Here is a 22,461-nt window from a genome sequence, read left to right on the forward strand (position 1 = left end):
CCGGAGCACCGTCCGACACGCTCCGCCGCTCAGGGGGCAACAACGCGAGACGACTCATCATCCGCCGGGCTCCGCCGGAAGCAGTTGCGGAGGGTGTCGACCGGGTTCCAGGCCGGTCCGGGCCGGCCCCTGGTGAGGGGGTAGCACAGCAGCCCGATCAGCACCGAGGCGAAGTGGCCGATCGAGGTGAAGTCGAGTGCGGTGATCAGCGGCGCGCCGTACACGACCAGAACGCCGGCCAGATAGATCCAGCGCCACGGCCTGGCGATCCGATAGGTGAGGACACCGACGATCCCGGCGAGAAAGTAGCTGACGCCGACATCCCGGACGTTCGTCATCGAATCGGCGACGAGCCCGTCGTGGATCGCCAGGGCCAGCAACCCCTCACTGATGAAGGTGGCCAGCACATGTGCGCTGAGCCCGACCGCCAGCCACCGCAGCGACCCCAGCCACCGTTCGGCCGGGACGTGGAAGACGCAGTACATCACCAGGTATGGAAGCCAGTACGCGCCGTCGATCCAGAACAGACTCGTGACCAGGACGTGGAGCGGATCGGTGGACAGATTGTGCAGATTGGTCGAGCGGTTGCCCAGGACGTCGTCGAGTTCGGCGGGATCGAGGGTGCGCGCGATAATCGTCGTGGCCAGCAAGATGCCCAGCCAGATGAAGGTCAGCGGCGCGTCGACGACCGCGCGGCGCACGGTTGTCGGGATCTGCCGGATGACCTGTCTGGGGTTCATCGTCCGCCTCTCGCCCGGTTCCCAGTGTCGCAGCGCCGGGGCGCCGACGCCACCGGTACCGCGATCGGAAAGCCGACGGGATCAGAAGTGGCGGGGCAGCGCCATCCGCAGTACGACGCCGACCACTGCGATCACGGCTCCCACCGCGCCGACTATCAGCGCGAGCTGGGTGAGGTCGTCGGCACAGCGGTCGATGAAGAGTTCGGCGACCTCGCGGCTGGAATCCTCGGCGGTGGAGATGTGGTCTTTGGCACGGGTCGACAGATACTGGGCCACCGCCCAGGCCGACACGCCCGACAACACCAGCCCGCCACCGAGCCAGGCGAGTACCGTCCCGCGGCGGACCGCGATCAGCAACGCGCCGATCGCCGCGAGAATCGCCACGATGACCGCACCCCAGGCCCACGCGGTGATCTGCCTGCCGGCCCGTTCGTACGCGCCGGCCTCCAGACCGGTACCACCGCTCGACAGCGGCACCACGATCGGTCCGGTGATCGTCGGGGCGCGGGGCACGCTCTCGTGTAGCACCCGGTTGACCATGCCGGTGATGTCGAACTGCATTTCGGTACGGTCGGTGCCCGGCGCCGGTTCGGTGAACAACCAGGCATGTTGCTGGCGGACCAGATTCAGCAGATCGGGTTTGAATCCGTCGCTGTCGACGTACTGCCGGGCGACGGGACGGATCACCGCCTCCACCGGTGCGGTGAAGGTGCCGGGTGTGAAGTCGGCGGCACGAGCGACCACCTGCGCGGTGATCTCGTCCACCATGTAGTCCTTGACCTGCTGGTCGTCTGCGAGAGGAGCCACCAGGGAGACGAATCCGTCCTCGTTGACAAGACGTTCGGACACCCACACCGCGGGAACGGCGATGATGGCCGCGGCCATCGTCAGGACGGTCAGCACTGCGCTGATGAAACTTCGCACTCCAACGAGGCTACCGACGCCGGCCACCGCTCCCGACGCCCAGTCGGCCTGTCGTGGTGACTGTCACCGCACCGTGATCACTCGCCGACGACATCGCGCGCCCGGCCGACGATCAGTGGATCGGGCGTCCCGACGAACTCGTGGTTCTTGCCGTCGTAGTCGAAGAGATTGAGCACATGGCGCATCGCGTTGATGCGAGCCCGCTTCTTATCGTTGGACTTCACCACGGTCCACGGCGCGTGGTCGGTGTCGGTGGACGCGAACATCGATTCCTTCGCGTCGGTATAGCCATCCCACTTGTCCAGAGAGGCCAGATCCATCGGCGACAGCTTCCACTGCCGGACCGGGTCGATCTGACGGATCGCGAACCGGGTCCGCTGTTCCAGCGGTGTGACCGAGAACCAGAACTTCACCAGGTCGATACCGTCGTCCACGAGCATCTTCTCAAAGGCAGGCGCCTGCTGCATGAACTGCGAATACTGTTCAGGCGTACAGAAATTCATCACCCGCTCGACACCTGCCCGGTTGTACCAGGACCGGTCGAAGAACACCATCTCACCGGCTGCCGGAAGATGTTGGACGTAGCGCTGGAAGTACCATTCGGTGGCTTCCCGCTCGGTCGGCTTCTCCAGCGCGACGGTGCGCGCGCCACGGGGATTGAGATGTTCGTTGAACCGCTTGATGGTGCCGCCCTTACCCGCGGCGTCCCGGCCCTCGAAGACGAACAGGTGGCGCTGACCGTTCTGCTTGGACCACTTCTGCAGTTTCAGCAGCTCGATCTGCAGGTGGCGTTTGGTGACCTCGTACTCGCGGCGGGACATCCGCTCCTGGTAGGGATAGTCCTCCCGCCACGTGTCGACGACATTGCGTTCCGGCAGGGTCAGCAGCACCGGATCGTCGTCATCGTCGTCGTTGACGGTGAACTGCGTGGTGTCACGCAGGTCGACGAGCTGCTGCAGGGCTTCCCGGCCGTTCAGCTTGCTGAAGTCCGGGCCAAAGGTTTCAAGGTCATCCAACTCAGTCACCACACAACTCTAGGACGGCGCGTGAAACGCCGCGCCACGATGCGGTGAACGCCAGACGGTGTCGTGGTCAGTTCCGGTAGTCGATGCTGCCGCTGTGCAGGCACATCTTGCCGGTGGTGGTGTTGACCGCCGCCGCGAATCCACCGCTGCACACCGCTCCGGCCGGGCCGACCATCGCCTGTCCGCCCCAGCCGCCGATCGCGACACTCGTGCCACCGCGAGTGGCCTGCGCGAGCGCGAGCGCCTTGGGGCCGGTGGTCACCGAGTAGGCGTTGCCGCCGGTGTTCGCGCCCGCGAGCGCCGTCGAGCCGGGCTGCAGATTCAGCGCCCGCGCCTGCCCCCGGTTGGCCGCGATGGCCACCGCGGTTCCGGCGCCACTGCGATCCTCCGAGTCGGCCCGGCTGTTGGGACCGGCTTTGGCGCCACAACCACTCTTACCCTGCACGCGTTCGACCTGTGAACCGTTGGCCGCCGAACACCGGGTATCCGCCGACGCCTGTCCCGAACTGAGTCCGACAAATGCGACGGCCGCCGCCAGGCCGGCCAGGGTCATCAGCAGTCGCAACCGAAACTTGTTGATCTGCAATTCAAGTGGCCTCTCGTGCGCGGGGTTGGGGTGGGGTGTAGAGCCCAGGGTACAGAACGCGCGAACCGCCAGACATCCGGCCGAGTGAAGGCGGCTCAGTCGGCCGCGCGACGCTGCGCCTCGGCTGTCAGTCCCTTCTTCGCGGTGTCGACGGCAACGCGCTGCCCCTGCTTGACGATCAGCCCGGGCAGCTTGATCTTGAGGTCGATCTCCAGCTCGAAGTCGACGTGCGAGCCCTTCGGCGTCTCGGTCACGACGTAGCGCCCGTGCTGATGTTTGAGGGAGTTCGACTCGACGAGATCCCACTCGCAGGAGTTGTCGGTCCACGTATAGCTACACGTCTGTTCGTCGGTGATCGGACCGGTGCTGACCACCATCCGCACAGTCTCCGGCGAACCGTCCGGGTGCTCGGTGAGGATCTCCGCCTCCCGGTGCGGCCCGGACCATTCCGGCAGTGACTCCACGTCAAGCAACACCTCCATCACCACGGAGACGGGGGCAGCGACGTCGAATGAGGTTTTCGCGGAGACAGCCATGAGGAGAAACTACCGTGCGCCCGCGACGGTCATATACCAAACCGGCACAGGCCGCCGGCGACCATACGATCGGGCGACATCAGGCGTCGTGCTCGACGAGATTCTCCGTCCACGCCTCGTCGGGGATGTCGCGCAGGGCGCACGCCCGGTCGGCCGCGCTGAACCATCCGCGGAAGTGCAGAACCTCGCCGATCAGCGGACTGCGGACGGTCGCGTCGCACCGGAATCGGTCGTTGCGATCGTCCCAGCCCTCCATGTATTTCATCCGCGCGTCGACGAACGCACCCATCCCGATCTTCGCACTGCGACCGAGCCACTTGATCGGCCCGCTCTCCATGATGAGATCGCCGCGCGTATTGGTGCTCAGCTCGAGCGGGAACAGCAATTCCGGCCCGTCACCGAAATAGTCGATGACCTGGCCACCACCGGTGTGCACCTTCACCGAGTTCAGCTTCGTCGACCCGGTCGAATACTCGAAGTCGCGCAGCACGGCCAGCGACTCCCGACCGAGTTCGTCGCGGTAGCAGTAATGCCCCTCGGTGAATGGCACCATCCGGCTCGACCGCGTGGGCAACGCGGCCCGTTTACCGAAGTAGCGCAGCACGAAACCGGGCACGATCGAGTTCACATAGACCGACTCGTAGATGCCCGAGCAGGTCAACGCGACGCCCGACGTCGAGTCGATACTGTATCGCCAGGCCAGATTCGGGTGCAGACGGTCGAAGTCCGACCCCAGGGCATCCATGTATACCGGCGTCATCTCATCATCTCCCCCCTGCGTCACTGGCCCGCGACGACCATCCGCGCGGGTGTGGTTCGGTTCACTTGAGGGAAGAACGTACTAGAACTGTGACCAAGTGTGAATCGCACCCGGACAAACCTGGCCCATGGGGAGCGTTCACGGCCCGACGACGGCGGCCTCACACAGGGCCGACAGCTCGGCGATCACCTTGTCCAGCGGTTCGACGGTTCGTCGGGTCTGACACAGCCCGACCGCTCCTTCGATGGCCGCGATGATCAGGTTCGCCAGCGACCCGGCCCGGCCGTGATCGACGCCTTCGACGACGAGCCGCGCGGAGACCAACTCGGCCCACTGGGTCAGCACCTCGTCGGCGACGGCCGCGACCTCGGGTTCGGCCCGACGGGCGAGACCGCCGGCGAGCACGGGACAACCGTATTCGTAGTCGGAGTTGATCAGCATGCGCCGCCACAGGCCGCCGATGTCGGCGACGGCTTCGGCCGCGGTGTGGGAGTGCAGACTGCCGATGCGCGTGGCGATGAAATCGCCTGCGTAGCGCACCGCCTCGACCATCAGCTGGGTCTTGCCCTGCGGGAAGTGGTGATAGATGGACCCACGCGGAGCGGAACTCGCGGCGATCACATCACCGATGGAGGTCGCCGCCACGCCGTCACGCCCGATCAGATCCGCGGCATGGATGACCATCCGCTCACGTGGTCCACGCGCGGCCGCACCGGCGGTGACCGGCGCAGATGCACTCGGCGACGACGAATCGGCCGACCCTGACCCCATCACAACTCCTATGTAGACCTTCATAATCAGGCGGTTCTATGCAAGCATACATAGTCATGACACCCACCGAGATCGGAAATGATCCACTGCAACTGTCCGGCCTGGCGCTGCTACGGCTGTGGGCCGACAACCCCAACCGCGACGACCATCCCAGCATCGGACGACTGCTCGGCATGGTGCCGAAGAAGATCGACGAGGGTGTCGTCAGCTTCGCCGTGACACCCAAACCCGATTTCTCCAATCCGCTCGGCACCGTGCACGGCGGTGTCTGCGCGACCCTGCTCGACTCGGTGATGGGCTGCGCGGTGCACACCACCCTGCCCGCCGGGGTCGGCTACACCACCCTCGAACTGAAGATCAACTACATCCGCGCAGTGGCCCTCGACGCCGAGGAGATCACCGCCACCGGCACCGTCATCCACGTCGGCGGCAAGACCGCGACCGCCGAGGGCAAGGTGTTCTCCGCCGACGGCAAACTCGTCGCGCACGGCACCACCACCTGCATCATCTTCCGCTGACGCGGGGGACGCCCGGCCGACCCGACGTCAACGCAACGGCACACACAGCCACGGACTACTCGGGTCGGTCAGTAGTCTGCCGACACCGCTTCGCGTTTCGGCGAAGGACGCATCGGCGCTGGCCACCGGACGTTTGGCACCGTCGGCCACGAACAACGCCCGCCCGACCTCGAAGCCGACCGCGTACTCAACCCAATCGGAGTAGGCCGCCGAGGCCAGGCGTCCGGCGATCTCGATCCGCTCCCACACCTCCCCGACATCCATGAATCCGACGAATGCGCAGTAGCGCAACAAGATCACCAGACGGGAGAGATCCCAGGCCGCGACGCTCCGTGGCACACGATCGGGAAATGTGATCGCCCCCGCGACGACCTCGACACATACGCCGAGGGTCGCCGGATTCGCTTCGGCGACAGCACGAATCCGCTCGATCTCACCGGCGATCCACGAACGTGACCGGCCGTCGACCCCCGGACATATCCGGTGGATCGCGGCCAGACACGGGTCGTAGTCGGGTGCGTCGAGTCCGACGGTCAGCAGATCGATCACCTCGACCGCCGATTCCCGATCGCTGATCGCCCAGGTGGCACGCAGTTGTTTGCGCAATCGCCGGTCGGAGGCAGTGATCCACAGATCGTCGACCGGGTCGTCGGTCGCGGTGATCGCGAAGTACGCACCGGCCCCCAACCCGCGCATCCGGCCGATCCGGTGCCCGACGCCCGACCACGGAATCGACCCCGGACCGAGGTAAGCGGGCACCGCATATCCCGCACCCTGCGTACCGTCGGCGCGAATCTGCGTGTGGACCTCCCACTCCGCCGAACTGGGATCGGGCGGCACCGGCACCGAGATCACGGTGTCGGCGATCGGCGCGGCGGCCACGACCGGCGCGGGGTTCGACGCCAAGGCCGCGACGAACGCCTCGGCGAACTCACCACAGCTCGGATACCTGGCGGCGGGATCCTTCGCCAGCGCCCGCCCGAAGACGTCGTCGAGTGCGGCAGGCAGGTCCGGCCGTCGATCTCGCGGACGCGGCGGTGGCGCACTGAGGTGCTGATGCAGGACGGCGACCAGATTAGCCCCGGCGAACGGCGTTGTCCCGGTGAGCATGTCGAAAGCCGTACACGCCAGCTGGTATTGATCGGCGGCGGCCGTCAGATCGCCTTCGGCCAGCGCCTGTTCGGGCGCGCAGTAGGCGAGACTCCCGATGAACGCGCCGGTCGAGGTCAGCGAGCTCGCGCCATCCTGCGGTTTCGCGATCCCGAAGTCCGCCAGATAGATCCGCGGTCGGCGCCCCCGGGTGAGGAGAATGTTCCCGGGCTTGACATCCCGATGGAGCAGCCCGTTGTCGTGAGCGTGATCGAGTGCGTCGGCGATCGCCGCGACGATATCGACCAGCAGGCCGACCGGCAATACCCGGTCCGGATTCTCGGCCGCCAGGACAGCCGCATCCGAACCGTCGATGTAGGCCATCGAGATCCACAACCGATCGCGATATTCACCCCGGTCGTGTAGCGGAACGATGTTCGGGTGCATCAGCGTCGACGCGACATCCGCCTCCCGGCTGAAACGCTCCCGGTACTGCCCGTCGTCCTGCAGTGTCGGGGCCAGGATCTTGAGCGCGTCCTGTCGCGGCAACCGAGGATGCCCGGCCAGATACACCTCGCCCATTCCGCCGACGCCGATGCGACGGACGATGCGATAGCCGGCGAACTCGTCACCGACGGCCAAACTGGGACTCATCGGGCAATGATCGCAGAAGCCCCGGACACCCCGCGGTCATCCGAGCATCACGGCAGAGGTGTTTGCCCTCCGAGTACTCGGAGGGCAAACACCTGGGCCGGCAGTCGACATCTCAGCCGACAGCCACCGCGCTTGCCTCCTCGCGCATCTCATCCCGCCCGACGCGGATGGTCAGCACCGAGACCAGCAGCGCTAAGGCCATGAATCCGGCACCCCAGTAGAAGGCGACGTCGTAGCTGTGGATGGCGGCCGCCTTGCCGTCGCCGACATAGTCGGCCAGCGCACTCGCCGCGATCGTGGACAGCAACGCCAACCCGATGGACCCGCCCACCTGCTGGGTGGTGTTGATCAGCGCACTGCCCACCCCGGCGTCGGCGACGTCGATCCGGTGCAGTCCGACACTCTGCATCGCGACGAACACCAAGCCCATCCCGACGGCCACCCCGACCTCGGCGGGCAGGATATCGGCGACCCACGTCGAATCGACGTCGAGTTGCGCCAGGTAGAGCAGACTCAGCGCACCGATGATCGGACCGGCGATCATCAACGGCCGCGGCCCGATTCGCGGTAGCAATGAACTGGCCAGCCCAGCGCTGAACACCAGCGCGATCGGGAACGGGAGGAACAGAAGTCCGGCCTCCAACGGCTTGTGCCCCAACGTGTTCTGGAAGTAGTAGCTGAGGAACATGAACATCGCGAACATCGGGATCGGCACGATCAGCGACACCAGATAGGCGCCGCCTCGGTTGATGTCACCCGGAATACGTAGGGGCAGCATCGGATCGGCAGTTCTCGCTTCGATAGTCACGAAGGCCGACAGCAGCACGCCGGCGAGAACGAAGAAGCCGATCGTCGATGCGGCGCCCCAGCCCGCACTCTCCGCCCGAGTGAAGGCGTAGACGAGTGCGAACAGTCCGCCGGTCACCGTCACCACGCCAGGCAGGTCATAGCCTCGTCCCCGCAGCGCCGCCCGGTCGCGTGTCACCAGATAGAGCGCACCGGCGGCCGCGATCAGGGCGATCGGGGTGTTGATGAGCAAAGTCCAGCGCCAGGACAGGTATTCGGTCAGGGCGCCGCCGGCGATCAGGCCGATGGCAGCGCCCGCACCCGAGACCGCGGCATAGACCGCCAGGGCACGCGCCCGGTCCCGATGTTCGGTGAACATCACGGCGATCAGTGCGAGCGCGGCCGGGGCCAGCATCGCCGCGAACACACCCTGCAGGGCACGCCCGGCGAAGAAGGACACGGAGTTCCAGGCCAATCCGGCGAAAGCGGAGGAGACCGCGAAGCCGGCCAGCCCGATGAGGAACATGCGTCGCCTGCCGAGATGGTCGGCGAGGCGTCCGCCGAGGAGAAGTAGCGAACCGAACAGGAGCGTGTAAGCGGTCAGCGACCACTGCCGGTTGGCGTCGGAGATATGTAAGTCGTTCTGCGCGTATGGAAGCGCAATGGTGATGATGGTGGCATCGAGCACCACGATCAGTTGCGCCAGGGCGATGACGGCCAGTGCCCACCATCGCCGTCGGGGATGGGCGTCGCCCGACTGTGCGGCCGGCGCGGAGTCTGCGTACGCCGTGCTGATCGTCGGCGAATCGCTGGCTGTCAGTGAATCGACGGCTGCCGGGGGATCGCCGGACACGTCGGTGGAGTCAGTTGTGGTCACGAGCATCTCGAATCTCGGTTGTCTCGTCAGATGTGTGCGGACTCGTCGTCGAGTGCGCACCTGCGGCCCCATCGGGGACCTCGACCCGGGGCGGGTCTGTCCCAATAGTGGCAGAGCCAGACAGAAGTCGTCAACAGTCATTTTGCTGACTGCGCCATTTGGCAGCACAGGTCGCGATTTTCGGGACGTCGAGTTAGAATGCGCACGTGACCACCGGTGAAGCTCCCCCGCTCGCGCCGGGTCTGCGTGAACGGAAGAAGCAGCAGACCCGTGATCGCCTGATCTCCGAAGCCCTCCGACTCTGCGATGAGCAGGGCTTCGACCAAACCACCGTCGAAGAGATCGCCGAGGCCGCGAACGTCTCGCCGCGGACCTTCAACCGCTACTTCTCCACCAAGGAGGATGTGGTACTCGCGCCGAGCGAGGACATGATCAACGTCGTCACCGAAGCCCTACGCGCGCAACCGGATACCGGCGACGAGCTCGACGCGCTCATCAACGCCCACCGCGTGGTGTTCACCGGAGCCGCCGACCGTGGCCTCGACATGACCGCGATGCAGACGATGAACCGGATCATGCAGACCTCGCCGACGGTCAACGCACGCGGACGCGACGTCGGCGAACAGAAGATGGCCGCCATCGCCGAGGTCATCGCCGAACGACTGGGCACCACACCCGACGACATCCGGGTGCGCGTCGTCGTCTCGACCTGGTCGTCGCTGATGCATCTGGCGCTGGAACGCTGGGAATGCGGGGACGCTTTCAGCAACGCGTCCGCGATGGAGAGCATCGAGGAGACCTTCGCCGCCTTCCGCACGATGAACGGCCGCTGAGTTCGTCCCCGAGGTTCGTGGTCTTCCCCGCGATGCATCTCGGGGATGAAGACGAAAGTAGGGGACGAACGCTCCTCCCCTACTTTCGGCAGGGGGCGGTCGGGCACGAGAGCAGGCGCCCAGGGGGCGGACAGCCAGAAGGCCGGCCACCCAGCGGGTGACCGGCCTTCTGTACGAAAAGCGTTGAGCCTGAGATTAACTCAGAAGCCCATGCCGCCCATCTCGTCGCCACCCGGCATAGCCGGTGCGGCGTTCTTCTCGGGCTTGTCGGCGACGACGGCCTCGGTGGTGAGGAACAGAGCCGCGATCGAGGCTGCGTTCTGCAGCGCCGAGCGGGTGACCTTCACCGGGTCGTTGATGCCTGCGGCCAGCAGGTCCTCGTACACGCCGGTGGCGGCGTTGAGGCCGGTGCCGGTGGGCGAGTTGAGGATCTTGTCGGCGACGACGCCCGGCTCGAGACCGGCGTTGACGGCGATCTGCTTGGCCGGGGCCGACAGCGAGACGCGGACGATGTTGGCACCGGTGGCCTCGTCGCCTTCCAGCGACAGACCGTCGATGGCCGGCTCGGACTGCAGCAGGGCCACGCCACCACCGGCGACGATGCCCTCTTCGACGGCAGCCTTCGCGTTGCGGACGGCGTCCTCGATGCGGTGCTTGCGCTCCTTGAGCTCGACCTCGGTCGCAGCGCCGGCCTTGATGACCGCAACACCGCCGGCCAGCTTGGCCAGACGCTCCTGCAGCTTCTCACGGTCGTAGTCGGAGTCGCTGTTCTCGATCTCGCCACGGATCTGGGCCACGCGACCGGCGATGGCCTCGGGGTCACCCGCGCCCTCGACGATGGTGGTCTCGTCCTTGGTGACGACGATCTTGCGTGCGGTGCCGAGCAGCTCGACGCCGGCGGTCTCCAGCGAGAGGCCGACCTCTTCGCTGATGACCTCGCCACCGGTGAGGATGGCGATGTCGGCCAGCATGGCCTTGCGGCGGTCACCGAAGCCCGGAGCCTTGACGGCGACGGACTTGAAGGTGCCCTTGAGCTTGTTCACGACCAGGGTCGACAGGGCTTCGCCCTCGACGTCCTCGGCGATGATCAGCAGCGGCTTGCCGGCCTGGATGACCTTCTCCAGCAGCGGCAGCAGGTCCTTGATGGTCGAGACCTTGCCCGAGACCAGCAGGATGTACGGGTCGTCGAGGACGGCTTCCTGGCGGTCGGCGTCGGTGACGAAGTAGCCCGAGATGTAGCCCTTGTCGAAGCGCATACCCTCGGTGAGCTCCAGCTGCAGCCCGAAGGTGTTGGACTCCTCGACGGTGATGACACCTTCCTTGCCCACCTTGTCCATCGCCTCGGCGATGAGCTCGCCGATCGACGAGTCGCCGGCCGAGATGCCCGCGGTGGCAGCGATCTGCTCCTTGGTCTCGACCTCCTTGGCGCTCTTCAGGAGGGATTCGGTGACAGCCTCGACGGCCTTCTCGATGCCGCGCTTCAGACCCAGCGGGTTGGCGCCGGCAGCGACGTTGCGCAGGCCCTCACGGACGAGAGCCTGGGCGAGCACGGTGGCGGTGGTGGTGCCGTCGCCCGCGACGTCGTCGGTCTTCTTGGCGACTTCCTTGACCAGCTCGGCGCCGATCTTCTCGTACGGGTCCTCCAGCTCGATCTCCTTGGCGATGGAAACACCATCGTTGGTGATCGTGGGGGCGCCCCACTTCTTCTCCAGAACGACGTTGCGACCCTTCGGTCCCAACGTCACCTTGACTGCGTCGGCGAGGCTGTTGAGGCCCCGCTCGAGGCCGCGGCGGGCCTCTTCGTCGAACGCGATTTGCTTGGCCATGGGTAAGTGATCCTCCGATAGGGGGGTGACACTAGGTATCTATGGCCGGACTCGGTGCCCGCGACGGACGACCGGTGTGTCTTCGGACCGATCTCACCGTCCCGACCTAGCACTCATGCGGTATGAGTGCCAAGGTCCGTTTTAGCACTCGACCCCCGAGAGTGCAAGGTCGACGGTCCTGTTCGACGAGGGTCGGGCGTGTCGATCGGGCGACTGCCATCGGCGCCCACCGGGAGGCTCGCGCCCACCGAACGGGTTAGGGTCATCGCGTGGGGTATCTGCTTGTCATCATCATTGCGCTGCTCGCCATCGTCGCCGTCCTCGTCCTCTTCGACTACCTGGGCAAACGCCGGCTCAGAAAGGCCGAGGAAGAGGCCCTGCGCAATCGCACCTATCGGCCCGGGGACCCCTTCTCCTCGGCCGACGACGACGCCGTCTACGGCAATCCGCGCAACCTCAAGCCCAGCGACCTGATCGAGATCCGCGGTGACACCTATGCGGTGCGCGGCACCCTGCGCCTGACCCAGGGCAGCTTCGTGTGGACCGAGAACCACCTCGACACCGGCCTCGGCCGCAAGGCCTGGATCTCGGTCGAGGACGATCCCGACCTCGAAGTCGTGCTCTGGGAAGAACTCAAGGGCGTGACGGTCACGCCCGGACCCGACGCGGTCGAGGTCGACGGCCGACGCTACTTCACCGACGAATCCGGATCGGCGAACTTCACCTCGGCCGGAACCACCGGCCTGGCCCCCACCGGCGCGCTGCGCTACCACGACTATCAGGCAGCCGACGACACCCGACTGTCCTTCGAGGACTTCGGCGGCGGCTGGGAATGCGCCCGCGGCCAGGTACTCGACCCCGGCGAGTACCGCATCTATCCGAGCAACCCCGCACCCGAGAAGCCGTGAGTGCCGCACCTGCGGACGGCACCGTCACCGACCTGCCGGTGGCCTACGCCGACACCCGAGCCGCCCAACTCGGCTTCTCGCTGACCGCCCCCGCGCAACCGGCCCTCGCCGAATCCGCAGGCACCGTCGGCGAGATCGCCATCGCGTTACGGCTGCTCGGAGCGAGTCATCAGGTGATCGTCGACGACGGTCGGCGTCGCATCTGCGAGACCCTCGCCTGCCTGCCCGGGGAGACCGGCGACCGGCCGGCGTCGCTCGAACAATCCGGCTACCGCTTCACATCGAGGATCGACGTCCACTCCCCCGTGTCGATGGCCGACCTCGTCGGCGACGTCGCCCGGACCGTCGTCGAGCGTCGGGCCGCCGGACTACCCGCCCTGCTCGGCCGATTCCCCGGTGAACCGAACGCGGTGACCGCGATCGCCGTCGCGCCGGCCGACGACCATCGGGTGTCCTGGCAGACATGGCATACCTATCCGCAGTCGGGGGAGGTCGTGGTCACCACGAGCACCCTCGACCATGAGTCCGTCACCGCCACAGCGGAAGGGCTCATCCGATGACGGGCGGCCCATCCGACGACGATCCCGACAACGGGACAGATCCGCTGGCGGGTCTGCGTCGTACCCGGAATCGGATCATCGCCGCGATCGCCGGCGTTGCGGCGCTGATCCTCATCGGATCGTGCGGCTATCACGCCATCAAGGGCGTGGCGGGCGGCAGCGCGCGCGACCACATCACCTCCCAGTACCACCGGGAGGCGACGCTCGACGAAGGCGACGTGCAGGCGTATATCGCCGACGGTGCACCCGCCGACGTCGCCGACCAGATCGCCATCGCCGAGGTGCCCACCGACCGACGGTCCGGCGACACCGCGCCGGGCAACGTCGCGGGGACCACCTTCATGCAATACCCGAACTATCTGGTCGCACTCTTCCCGTACGGCGTGGGTAAAACGCAGGTCATGTTGTCGCGCGACTACCGCTCGGGCTATCACCACTATCACAACTACGTCGGCGGATATTGGGTTCCGTCACCGAGTTACGGCGGCTCGGGCAGTGACAACCGCGGCGGCGGTAGTGGCGGCGGCGGCAAATGAGTTCCGGCGCAGAGGAAGTCCCCAGATGAGCCGGACCGGTACCGAGAACAGCCCCCATCCATCAGAAGCCCCGACCCACGAGAAGCTGGAGAACACACATGATCTCGGTGCATGACATCGCACTCAACGCCGGGTACGCAGCTGCCTACGCCGGCGTCGGAGTCTTCCTGATGCTCGTCTCCTTCGCGGTCATCGACGTACTCACCCCGGGCGATCTGCGGCACCAACTGTGGGGTGAACGCAACCGCAACGCGGGCATCCTCGTCGGCTCCAATCTCGCCTCGGTCGCATTGATTGTGACGGCCGCGATCGCCGCCAGCGAGGGACGACTGGCCGTCGGGCTGACCTACACGGTCATCTATACGGTGATCGGCCTCGTCGCGATGGCGCTGACCTTCTTCATCGTCGACCTGTTCACCCCCGGAAAGCTCGGCGCTATCGTCATCGCACCGGAGTCACATCCGGCTGTCTGGGTGCACGCCATCGCCCACGTCGGCACCGCACTCATCATCAGCGCCTCGATCTTGTGAGCTCACCCGAGACCGGGTCGAGCACCACCACCGCCGCCACGGCCGCATCGCAGACCAGCCCCGACGACACCACCCCGGGGCGTGCCAGGCTGGCGCGCTCGGCGCTACTGGCCGTCGTCTTCGTCTGCGCCGCATGCGGACTGGTGTACGAGCTGGCCCTGGTCTCGTTGGGCTCCTATCTGATCGGCAACACCGCCACCCAGGCGTCGATCGTGCTCGCCGTGATGGTGTTCGCGATGGGTGTCGGATCGCTGGCCGCCAAACCGCTGCAGCCGCATTCGATCACCGCCTTCGCGGTCATCGAGCTCGCACTCGCCCTGATCGGCGGATTGTCGGTGATGGCGCTGTACGCGGCCTTCGCCTATCTGTCGCTGTACACCCAGGCGATGATCCTGGTGGCCTTCGTCCTCGGTGTGCTGATCGGCGCCGAGATCCCCCTGTTGATGGTTCTGCTGCAACGGATCCGGCGGCAGGAGGCCGGGTCGGCAGTCGCCGACATCTTCGCCGTCGACTACATCGGCGCGCTGGTGGGCGGACTCTGCTTCCCGTTCCTACTGCTCCCGATCTTCGGGCAATTGCGCGGCGCGCTGGTCGTCGGCCTCGTCAACGCCGCCGCGGGTTGCTTCCTGGTGTTCGTCGTCTTCGCGAAGTCGATATCGCGCACGCGGCTGGCCGTTCTCGGTACCGCGGCGCTGGCCGTCGTGGCCGTCCTCGTCGTGGCCCTGGTCTACTCGACGAGATTCGAGGTCACCGCCCGGCAGGCGCTCTACCGTGACCCGATCATCGCCGCCCAACGCACCGCCTATCAGGACATCGTGATCACCGAGCGGGGCACCGCCGAAGGTCGCGACACCCGTCTCTATCTGAACGGCGACCTGCAGTTCTCCTCCATCGACGAACATCGCTACCACGAGTCGCTGGTCCATCCCGCGATGGCCGGACCGCATGGCCGGGTGCTCATCCTCGGCGGCGGGGACGGCCTCGCGCTACGCGAGGTGCTCACCTATCCCGATGCCCGGCAGGTCACGCTCGTCGAACTCGACCCGGAGATGATCTCCCTGGCCCGCCACAACGACCGGCTCGTGCGACTCAACCGCGGATCGATGAACGACCCGCGCGCGCAGGTCGTCGCCGACGACGCGTTCACCTGGCTCCGGCACAGCGACCGCGCCTACGACGTCATCATCATCGACATGCCCGATCCCGACGAATCGGCCACCGCCAAACTGTATTCCACCGAGTTCTACGGCCTGGCGAAACGTCACCTCGCCGACGGCGGCCGCATGGTGGTGCAGGCAGGCTCGCCCTACTTCGCACCGAAGTCGTTCTGGTGCATCCGGGCCACCCTCGCCGACGCCGGGCTGGCCGTCACCCCGTACCACGTGGACGTACCGGCCTTCGGCGACTGGGGCTTTCACCTCGCCGGCGCGCATCCGGTCCCGCTACGACTCCAGCCCGCGACCACCCTGCGCTTCCTCAGCCCCGCCGAACTGGCGGCGGCCGCGGTGTTCCCACTGGACCGACCCCCGCTGGAGCTACCACCGTCGACCCTGATGGATCCGCGAATCCTGCGATACGCGCAGGGCGAGTGGACCACATACTGATTCGATCCGGGTCAAGATGAAACCGGCCGACACTCAACACAGGAGGTGCGATGTCCGCCGGAACGACAGTCATCATCGCGATCCTGGCGGCCGTGGTGTGTGTGGCGCTGGTCGTGCTGGTGGCGACCCGTCGTCGGGTGGCGACGCCGACCGAGCGGGCGGTGTACACCGCATTGCACACCGCATCGCTGGCCACCCGATCGCTGCGGACCGGCCTGTCGGCGGACTCGGCGACCGAGTCGCTCCCACATCTGCGTTCCCTCACCGCGGGTGAGGGGGCCGCGCTCTACGACGCAGGCGTCGGACGACTCTCCCACGATCCGCCAGGCGAGGAGATCTGGGATGCCGAGATGCTCGCCCACGCCGACGCCGCCGCGGCGCAGGCGACCGGCAACGGTCGACGGGTCCTGATCACCGACCCATCCGGCGCCGAATCCCCGGTCCGCGCGCTGATCGCGCAACCACTGGTCGCCGGGGACACCGGGGTCGGCGTACTGGTGGTCGCCACGACCCGACGGCCCGGGCCCGGCATGCTCGGCGCCATCGCCGAGGTCGCCCGTTACGCGTCGTCGCAGATCGAGCTGGCCGACCTCGACGCCTCCCGTGCCCGTCTGGACCGCGCGGAAGTGCTCGCCCTGCGCGCACAGATCAGCCCGCATTTCATCTACAACGCGCTCAATACCATCGCGTCATTCGTCCGCACCGACCCCGACCGGGCGCGGGAACTCATCCTGGAGTTCGCCGACTTCACCCGCTATTCGTTTCGCGCGGCAGGCGAGTACACACTGCTCGCCGACGAGCTGCGCAACATCGACCGCTACCTGACGCTGGAACGAGCCCGGTTCGGACCGGCGCTGGAGGTCCGGCTGCACGTCGCCCCCGAGGTGCTCAACGTCGTCGTCCCCTTCCTCGCGCTGCAGCCACTGGTCGAGAACGCCGTGCGGCACGGGTTGGCCGCCAACGGCGGTGGCACCATCACCGTCGTCGCCGCCGACGAGGGCGCCGACTGTGTGATCACCGTCGAGGACGACGGGGTCGGCATGGATCCCGAACTGCTGCGTACCGGCGCCATCGACGCCCTCGAACCCGGTGGTGACGCCGCATCGGAGCCGGAATCGCGGCGGACCGGGGGCGCCCATGTCGGCCTGACGAATGTCGATCATCGGCTGCGCGCCGCATTCGGCAACGACTACGGTCTAGTGGTCGAGACCGCGGTGGGTGCGGGTACCAAGGTCGGCATGCGGGTGCCGAAGTTCCGGGCCGGTATCCATGTTTGATCGGAGGTTGGCGCGATGAGCGAGTTGGTGGTTCTCGCCGTCGACGACGAACGGCCCGCCCTCGACGAACTCTGCTATCTGCTCGAACGGCAACCCGCCGTATCGACCGTACTGTCGGCCTCCGACGCCACCGCCGCGCTCCGCGAACTCAACGGCAACCCCGTCGACGTGATCTTCCTCGACATCAACATGCCGGGACTGTCCGGGCTCGAATTGGCCGGGATCCTGACCAAATACGCCGCGCCACCGCGGATCGTCTTCGTCACCGCGCACGAGGACAAGGCCGTCGACGCCTTCGACGTCGGGGCGATCGACTATCTCCTCAAACCACTGCGCGAGGAGCGGCTGACGCAGGCCATCGCGCGGGTCGTCGACCGCCTCGACACCGCCCGCACCGTCGATGAGGCCACGACGACCGAACCCGCCGCCCCCGACGATGTCATCCCGGTCGAGATGGCCGGCGTGACCTCGCTGGTCCGCCGCGACAGCATCTCGTGGGTCGAGGCGGTCGGCGACTATGCGCGCCTGCACTCGGATTCGGGTGCGCATCTGGTCCGGATACCTTTGTCCACCTTGGCCTCTCGTTGGGAGGACGACGGCTTCGCACGCGTGCACCGGTCATATCTGGTGGCGCTGAGCATGGTGACCGGACTGCGGACGGTCGGGTCGGGAACTGTTGTCTGCGTCCGGGCCAATGGCCGTTCCGAAGCCGTAGAGCTGCCGGTCAGCCGCCGCCAGCTTCGTGAGCTGAAAGATCGGGTCATCCGAAATCCGCTGCGCACTTATCGATCTCCGGGTAGCACCGAATGAGTAGCCAACCGCCCGCGCGGGAACGGGTCGTCCTCGCCCGACGACGCGGCGCGCGCACGGTGCGGACCCGCGTCGAGGTGCAGGAGCAGACCGAGGTCGGCGACGCACTGGTGCGTGGGCTGATGCGCGCCCAGTTGGGGCTGGCGCTGCGCCTGGGCATCAGCCTGATGGTCGTCATCGTGGCCATCCCGCTGGCGGGCAGCATCTTTCCGCACCTGACCGAGGCGACCGCCTTCGGCATCCGACTCAGCTGGATCATCCTCGGCGTCGGACTCTATCCGCTGTTCATCGGGATCGGCTGGCTGTATGTCCGTCTCGCCGAGCAGTCCGAACGCGATTTCATGCGGGTGGTCGACGACGACACCGACCCGTCGTGAGCGACCGGCCATGACTGGACAGCCGGATGCCCTGACCGCGATCGCACTGATCGTCGCAGCGGTCGCCACCATTGCCGTCGGCGCCTACGGTGGCCGCTTCTCGCGGACCACCTCCGACTTCCTGGTGGCCTCGCGATCGGTCGGCCCCCGCTGGAATGCGGCAGCGATCTCGGGCGAATACCTCTCGGCCGCTTCTTTCCTCGGCGTCGCCGGACTCGTCGCCAAATACGGTGCGGACGCTCTCTGGTATCCGGTCGGCTTCACCGCAGGCTATCTGGGGCTACTGCTGTTCGTGGCCGCACCGCTACGACGATCAGGCGCCTACACCGTCCCCGACTTCGCCGAGTTCCGGCTGACGTCACCGGCCGCCCGCAAGACCGCGATGGTCGTCGTCGTGGTGGTGTGTGTGCTGTATCTGATCCCCCAGTTCCAGGGCGCCGGACTGACACTGAACATCCTGCTCGGCGCACCGGTGTGGGTGGGTGCGATCGGCGTGGGTGCGATCGTGATCGTCAACGTCGTCGGCGGCGGCATGCGGTCGATCACCTTCGTGCAGGCCTTCCAGTACTGGCTCAAACTGACCGTCATCGCCATCCCCGCCCTGGCCCTGATCGCGGTGTTCGCCACCGACCGTGAACATCTCGGCGACCCCGCGCCGCCGCGGGTGTCGACGGCGACCACCGTCGACGTGACCACCGACGTCATCGTCACCGTCACCGAACCACACGGAGTGCGGGTCACCGGGCACCTCGACGGACGACACGTCGACGATGCGACCATCGGGCACCCCGGCCGCCACCGCATCGGGGCGGGCAGCACCATCGAACTCGACGCCGACGCCGCCACTCCCGTGATCGCAGGCACCCCGTCGACCGGATCGTCGTGGATCTCCTCCGGCGGCGGACTCGGCGGCGGACATCCGCTCTACCAGGTGATCTCGCTGATCATCGCCACCTTCCTCGGCACGATGGGCCTGCCGCACGTACTGGTGCGGTTCTACACCAACCCCGACGGCCGGACTGCCCGACGCACCGCACTGACCGTGATCGTGCTGCTGTCGCTGTTCTATCTGTTCCCACTGGTGCTGGGCATTTTCGCGCGACTGTATGTCCCCGAACTACTCATCACCGGCACCTCCGACGCCGCCGTGCTACTGCTCCCGAGCGCCGCGATCGCAGGGATACCCGGCCAAATACTCGGAGCGCTGGTCGCCGCCGGCGCCATCGCAGCCTTCCTGGCCGCCTCCTCCGGACTCCTCGTCAGCGTCGCCGGCGCACTGGCCACCGACGTGCTGCGCGGGCGGGTGCGCGACTTCCGGGTGGCCGCACTGATCGGTGGTGTCATCCCGGTCGTTCTCTCGCTGGCGGCAACGTCACTGGAACTGTCACGAACCGTCGGCCTGGTCTTCGCGGTGGCCGCCTCCACACTGTGTCCCCTGCTGGTACTGGGCATCTGGTGGCGCGGGCTGACCGCGGCCGGCGCCATCACGGGTCTCGTCGTCGGCGGCGTGACATCGGGGGTGGCGACCAGTCTGGCGATCGCCGGTCTCGCCGACGAGGACGGACTCGGCGGCTGGCCTGCCGTCGTCATCGGCTATCCCGCCGCCCTCACGGTCCCACTCGCCTTCGGCGCGATGATCGGCGCGAGCCTCGCGACCCGGCGTCGCATACCCGCCGACGTGTCACGAATCTTTGCCCGGATGCATGTCCCCGAACGGCTCGGCATGGGCGTCGAACGCCTGCCGCAGGCCGATCGCTGAGCGACCGTTCGTCGGCGACAACCGACCGTCCGGCGCACAAAGCACAGCCTTCGGCGTGTGACCCCCGACACGTATTGATCTGTGATCTGCGCCTCAGCAAAGCTCGGTGCAGACACCCATCACAGTTGGGAGAAACCCGTGACCACCATCGACACCCCGCCACCGGCATCGCATCTGCCGTCCGGCGACGACTACCTCGCCATGCAGGCGAGCCCGCAGTTCCAAGGACTCAAACGGTCGCTGCGCCGCTTCGTGTTCCCGATGACCGCCTTCTTCCTCGCCTGGTACGCCGTCTACGTCGCGCTGGGCGCCTTCGCCCATGACTTCATGGCCACCAAGCTGTGGGGCAACATCAACGTCGGCATCGTGCTCGGTCTCGGCCAGTTCGTGACGACCTTCGCGATCACCGCACTCTACGTCCGCTTCGCCAACCGCGACCTCGACCCGCAGGCCGAGGCAATCCGCACCGAGATGGAAGGACGGGTAGAGGCATGAGCACCACGGTCCTCGCTGCCGAGCAACTCGGCAATCCGATCGCCAACATCGCGATCTTCGCAGCCTTCGTCGCCATCACCATGGTCGTCGTCATCAAGGTGAGCCGCCAGAACACCTCGGCCGCCGACTTCTTCACCGGCGGCCGCTCCTTCTCCGGTCCGCAGAACGGCGTCGCCATCGCCGGCGACTACCTGTCCGCAGCCAGCTTCCTCGGCATCGCCGGCGCCATCGCCGTCTACGGCTACGACGGCTTCCTCTATTCCATCGGCTTCCTCGTCGCCTGGCTGGTCGCCCTGCTCCTGGTCGCCGAATTGCTGCGCAACACCGGCAAGTTCACCATGGCCGACGTGCTGAGCTTCCGGCTCAAGCAGCGTCCGGTCCGGCTTGCCGCAGCGATCTCGACTCTCGCGGTGTCGCTGTTCTACCTGCTGGCCCAGATGGCCGGTGCGGGCGGCCTGGTCGCGCTGCTGCTCGACATCGACGGTCGGCTCGGTCAGTCGATCGTGATCGCCGTGGTCGGCGCTCTGATGATCGTGTACGTCCTCGTCGGCGGCATGAAGGGCACCACCTGGGTGCAGATCATCAAGGCCATCCTGCTCATCGCCGGTGCCGCCTTCATGACGCTGATCGTCCTCGGCAAGTACGGCCTCAACCTGTCGGAGATCATGGGCGCGGCCCAGGACAAGATTTCGGGCGCATCGAATCCCGCGGTCGCCGACCGTGACGTGCTTGCCCCCGGCGCCAAGTATGGCGGCTCGCTGGAATCGCAGATCAACTTCATCTCGCTGGCCATCGCGCTGGTGCTGGGTACCGCGGGTCTGCCGCACGTGCTGATGCGCTTCTACACCGTCCCGACCGCCAAGGAGGCCCGACGTTCGGTGGTGTGGGCGATCGGCCTGATCGGCGCCTTCTACCTGTTCACCCTGGTCCTCGGTTACGGTGCGGCGGCCATCGTCGGCCCCGACCGCATCCTGGCCTCCGCAGGCAAGGAGAACGCGGCAGCACCGCTGCTCGCCTTCGAACTCGGCGGCGTGGTCCTGTTGGGCATCATCTCCGCGGTGGCCTTCGCAACCATCCTGGCCGTCGTCGCCGGCCTGACGATCACCGCGTCGGCGTCCTTCGCCCACGACATCTATGCCAGTGTCATCAAGCGCAACAAGGTGAGTGAGGAAGATCAGGTTCGAGTGTCACGGATCGCCGCGGTCGTCCTCGGCGTCCTCGGCATCGTGCTCGGCATCCTGGCCAACGGCCAGAACATCGCCTTCCTGGTGGCGCTGGCCTTCGCGATCGCGGCGGCAGCCAACCTGCCGACGATCGTCTACTCGCTGTACTGGAAGCGGTTCAACACCCGCGGCGCCCTGTGGAGCATCTACGGCGGCCTCGGTTCGACGATCCTGCTGATCATCTTCTCGCCTGCCGTCTCCGGCAAGGCAAGCTCGATGATCCCGGGCAGCGACTTCGCCTGGTTCCCGCTGGAGAACCCCGGCATCGTGTCGATTCCGCTGGCCTTCATCCTGGGCATCGTCGGTACCTTCACCTCGCCCGCGGACAAGGGCGTCCCGGAACGCAACGCGGAGATGGAGGTTCGCTCCCTCACCGGCGTCGGCGCCGAGAAGGCGGTCGTGCACTAGCGCGGCCCCAGAACAGCATTCGGCTCTCGTGGCGCTGGTCGCCACGAGA

General features: G+C 66.8%; 23 protein-coding genes. 13 read left to right on the forward strand and 10 right to left on the reverse strand.

Annotation, left to right across the window (positions count from 1 at the left end; genetic code table 11):
* Positions 1–29 precede the first annotated feature (29 nt).
* The 7 genes from QSJ18_RS09375 to QSJ18_RS09405 form a co-directional block, all read right to left on the reverse strand.
* On the reverse strand, positions 30–740 hold the full coding sequence (locus tag QSJ18_RS09375) for a rhomboid-like protein (RefSeq protein ID WP_286326118.1): 711 nt from the start codon (positions 738–740) through the stop codon (positions 30–32).
* An 81-nt stretch (positions 741–821) separates the two neighbouring features.
* Positions 822–1,664, reverse strand: a complete 843-nt coding sequence (locus QSJ18_RS09380) for a hypothetical protein (RefSeq protein WP_286326119.1) — start codon at positions 1,662–1,664, stop codon at positions 822–824.
* 77 nt (positions 1,665–1,741) lie between these two features.
* Positions 1,742–2,689, reverse strand: coding sequence for a polyphosphate kinase 2 (ppk2, locus tag QSJ18_RS09385; protein ID WP_286326120.1), 948 nt, complete (start codon positions 2,687–2,689; stop codon positions 1,742–1,744).
* A gap of 67 nt (positions 2,690–2,756) precedes the next feature.
* Entirely contained in the window at positions 2,757–3,275 is a 519-nt protein-coding gene (locus tag QSJ18_RS09390; RefSeq protein WP_286326121.1) for a DUF6764 family protein, read from the reverse strand.
* A 95-nt stretch (positions 3,276–3,370) separates the two neighbouring features.
* Positions 3,371–3,811, reverse strand: a complete 441-nt coding sequence (locus QSJ18_RS09395; RefSeq protein WP_286326122.1) for an SRPBCC family protein — start codon at positions 3,809–3,811, stop codon at positions 3,371–3,373.
* Positions 3,812–3,890: 79 nt separating this feature from the next.
* Complete coding sequence (locus QSJ18_RS09400; protein WP_286326123.1) at positions 3,891–4,571, reverse strand: DUF4166 domain-containing protein; 681 nt, start codon at positions 4,569–4,571, stop codon at positions 3,891–3,893.
* Between the two features lie 138 nt (positions 4,572–4,709).
* Complete coding sequence (locus tag QSJ18_RS09405; RefSeq protein WP_462476030.1) at positions 4,710–5,342, reverse strand: TetR/AcrR family transcriptional regulator; 633 nt, start codon at positions 5,340–5,342, stop codon at positions 4,710–4,712.
* 38 nt (positions 5,343–5,380) lie between these two features.
* Here QSJ18_RS09405 and QSJ18_RS09410 point away from each other — a divergent pair, with 38 nt between their 5' ends.
* Positions 5,381–5,860 carry a PaaI family thioesterase gene (locus tag QSJ18_RS09410; protein ID WP_286326124.1) on the forward strand — a complete coding sequence of 160 codons (480 nt, stop codon included), beginning with the start codon at positions 5,381–5,383 and terminating at the stop codon, positions 5,858–5,860.
* A gap of 27 nt (positions 5,861–5,887) precedes the next feature.
* Here the strand turns inward: QSJ18_RS09410 and QSJ18_RS09415 are convergent, their stop codons facing one another.
* Together QSJ18_RS09415 and QSJ18_RS09420 are read right to left on the reverse strand one after the other, a co-directional pair.
* Positions 5,888–7,603 (reverse strand): protein kinase domain-containing protein, encoded by a 1,716-nt coding sequence (locus QSJ18_RS09415; RefSeq protein WP_286326125.1) that lies wholly within the window; start codon positions 7,601–7,603, stop codon positions 5,888–5,890.
* Positions 7,604–7,715: 112 nt separating this feature from the next.
* The gene (locus QSJ18_RS09420; RefSeq protein WP_286326126.1) at positions 7,716–9,266 is read right to left on the reverse strand and encodes an MFS transporter; all 1,551 of its coding nucleotides are present in this window, start codon (positions 9,264–9,266) and stop codon (positions 7,716–7,718) included.
* Between the two features lie 206 nt (positions 9,267–9,472).
* Between QSJ18_RS09420 and QSJ18_RS09425 the strand changes: the two genes are divergently transcribed.
* Positions 9,473–10,099 (forward strand): TetR/AcrR family transcriptional regulator, encoded by a 627-nt coding sequence (locus QSJ18_RS09425; RefSeq protein WP_286326127.1) that lies wholly within the window; start codon positions 9,473–9,475, stop codon positions 10,097–10,099.
* Positions 10,100–10,299: 200 nt separating this feature from the next.
* Here the strand turns inward: QSJ18_RS09425 and groL are convergent, their stop codons facing one another.
* Entirely contained in the window at positions 10,300–11,925 is a 1,626-nt protein-coding gene (gene groL / locus QSJ18_RS09430) for a chaperonin GroEL (protein ID WP_286326128.1), read from the reverse strand.
* A gap of 269 nt (positions 11,926–12,194) precedes the next feature.
* Here groL and QSJ18_RS09435 point away from each other — a divergent pair, with 269 nt between their 5' ends.
* From QSJ18_RS09435 to QSJ18_RS09485, 11 genes are all read left to right on the forward strand, one after another.
* Complete coding sequence (locus QSJ18_RS09435; protein ID WP_286326129.1) at positions 12,195–12,833, forward strand: DUF4178 domain-containing protein; 639 nt, start codon at positions 12,195–12,197, stop codon at positions 12,831–12,833.
* Positions 12,830–13,393: a DUF2617 family protein gene (locus tag QSJ18_RS09440; RefSeq protein ID WP_286326130.1), complete on the forward strand. Its 564-nt coding sequence runs from the start codon at positions 12,830–12,832 to the stop codon at positions 13,391–13,393. Before QSJ18_RS09435 ends, QSJ18_RS09440 begins: the two co-directional genes overlap by 4 nt.
* Positions 13,390–13,929 (forward strand): DUF4247 domain-containing protein, encoded by a 540-nt coding sequence (locus QSJ18_RS09445; RefSeq protein ID WP_286326131.1) that lies wholly within the window; start codon positions 13,390–13,392, stop codon positions 13,927–13,929. Before QSJ18_RS09440 ends, QSJ18_RS09445 begins: the two co-directional genes overlap by 4 nt.
* A 98-nt stretch (positions 13,930–14,027) precedes the next feature.
* Positions 14,028–14,459, forward strand: coding sequence for a DUF350 domain-containing protein (locus QSJ18_RS09450; protein ID WP_286326132.1), 432 nt, complete (start codon positions 14,028–14,030; stop codon positions 14,457–14,459).
* Positions 14,456–16,063 (forward strand): polyamine aminopropyltransferase, encoded by a 1,608-nt coding sequence (locus QSJ18_RS09455; protein WP_286326134.1) that lies wholly within the window; start codon positions 14,456–14,458, stop codon positions 16,061–16,063. The genes QSJ18_RS09450 and QSJ18_RS09455 overlap by 4 nt, the downstream gene beginning before the upstream one ends.
* A gap of 50 nt (positions 16,064–16,113) precedes the next feature.
* Positions 16,114–17,340, forward strand: coding sequence for a sensor histidine kinase (locus QSJ18_RS09460; protein WP_286326135.1), 1,227 nt, complete (start codon positions 16,114–16,116; stop codon positions 17,338–17,340).
* A gap of 15 nt (positions 17,341–17,355) precedes the next feature.
* Entirely contained in the window at positions 17,356–18,150 is a 795-nt protein-coding gene (locus QSJ18_RS09465; protein WP_286326136.1) for a LytR/AlgR family response regulator transcription factor, read from the forward strand.
* Complete coding sequence (locus QSJ18_RS09470) at positions 18,147–18,527, forward strand: DUF485 domain-containing protein (protein ID WP_286326137.1); 381 nt, start codon at positions 18,147–18,149, stop codon at positions 18,525–18,527. Before QSJ18_RS09465 ends, QSJ18_RS09470 begins: the two co-directional genes overlap by 4 nt.
* 10 nt (positions 18,528–18,537) lie before the next feature.
* Entirely contained in the window at positions 18,538–20,286 is a 1,749-nt protein-coding gene (locus QSJ18_RS09475; RefSeq protein WP_286326138.1) for a sodium/solute symporter, read from the forward strand.
* 138 nt (positions 20,287–20,424) lie between these two features.
* Positions 20,425–20,781: a DUF485 domain-containing protein gene (locus QSJ18_RS09480; RefSeq protein ID WP_286326139.1), complete on the forward strand. Its 357-nt coding sequence runs from the start codon at positions 20,425–20,427 to the stop codon at positions 20,779–20,781.
* On the forward strand, positions 20,778–22,412 hold the full coding sequence (locus tag QSJ18_RS09485) for a solute symporter family protein (RefSeq protein WP_286326140.1): 1,635 nt from the start codon (positions 20,778–20,780) through the stop codon (positions 22,410–22,412). The genes QSJ18_RS09480 and QSJ18_RS09485 overlap by 4 nt, the downstream gene beginning before the upstream one ends.
* Positions 22,413–22,461: the final 49 nt, after the last annotated feature.

It is taken from the genome of Gordonia heveisoli, from assembly GCF_030315745.1.
Taxonomy (GTDB): Bacteria; Actinomycetota; Actinomycetes; order Mycobacteriales; family Mycobacteriaceae; genus Gordonia.

What these genes read in the sequence shown, in the direction of transcription:
- QSJ18_RS09445 (WP_286326131.1), top strand. Translation starts at nt 13,390, where the DNA reads ATGACGGGCGGCCCATCCGACGACGATCCCGACAACGGGACAGATCCG.
- QSJ18_RS09475 (WP_286326138.1), top strand. Translation starts at nt 18,538, where the DNA reads ATGACTGGACAGCCGGATGCCCTGACCGCGATCGCACTGATCGTCGCA.
- QSJ18_RS09470 (WP_286326137.1), top strand. Translation starts at nt 18,147, where the DNA reads ATGAGTAGCCAACCGCCCGCGCGGGAACGGGTCGTCCTCGCCCGACGA.
- QSJ18_RS09450 (WP_286326132.1), top strand. Translation starts at nt 14,028, where the DNA reads ATGATCTCGGTGCATGACATCGCACTCAACGCCGGGTACGCAGCTGCC.
- QSJ18_RS09485 (WP_286326140.1), top strand. Translation starts at nt 20,778, where the DNA reads ATGAGCACCACGGTCCTCGCTGCCGAGCAACTCGGCAATCCGATCGCC.
- QSJ18_RS09410 (WP_286326124.1), top strand. Translation starts at nt 5,381, where the DNA reads ATGCAAGCATACATAGTCATGACACCCACCGAGATCGGAAATGATCCA.
- QSJ18_RS09460 (WP_286326135.1), top strand. Translation starts at nt 16,114, where the DNA reads ATGTCCGCCGGAACGACAGTCATCATCGCGATCCTGGCGGCCGTGGTG.
- groL (WP_286326128.1), bottom strand. Translation starts at nt 11,925, where the DNA reads ATGGCCAAGCAAATCGCGTTCGACGAAGAGGCCCGCCGCGGCCTCGAG.
- QSJ18_RS09375 (WP_286326118.1), bottom strand. Translation starts at nt 740, where the DNA reads ATGAACCCCAGACAGGTCATCCGGCAGATCCCGACAACCGTGCGCCGC.
- QSJ18_RS09415 (WP_286326125.1), bottom strand. Translation starts at nt 7,603, where the DNA reads ATGAGTCCCAGTTTGGCCGTCGGTGACGAGTTCGCCGGCTATCGCATC.
- QSJ18_RS09405 (WP_462476030.1), bottom strand. Translation starts at nt 5,342, where the DNA reads ATGGGGTCAGGGTCGGCCGATTCGTCGTCGCCGAGTGCATCTGCGCCG.
- QSJ18_RS09400 (WP_286326123.1), bottom strand. Translation starts at nt 4,571, where the DNA reads ATGACGCCGGTATACATGGATGCCCTGGGGTCGGACTTCGACCGTCTG.
- QSJ18_RS09395 (WP_286326122.1), bottom strand. Translation starts at nt 3,811, where the DNA reads ATGGCTGTCTCCGCGAAAACCTCATTCGACGTCGCTGCCCCCGTCTCC.
- QSJ18_RS09465 (WP_286326136.1), top strand. Translation starts at nt 17,356, where the DNA reads ATGAGCGAGTTGGTGGTTCTCGCCGTCGACGACGAACGGCCCGCCCTC.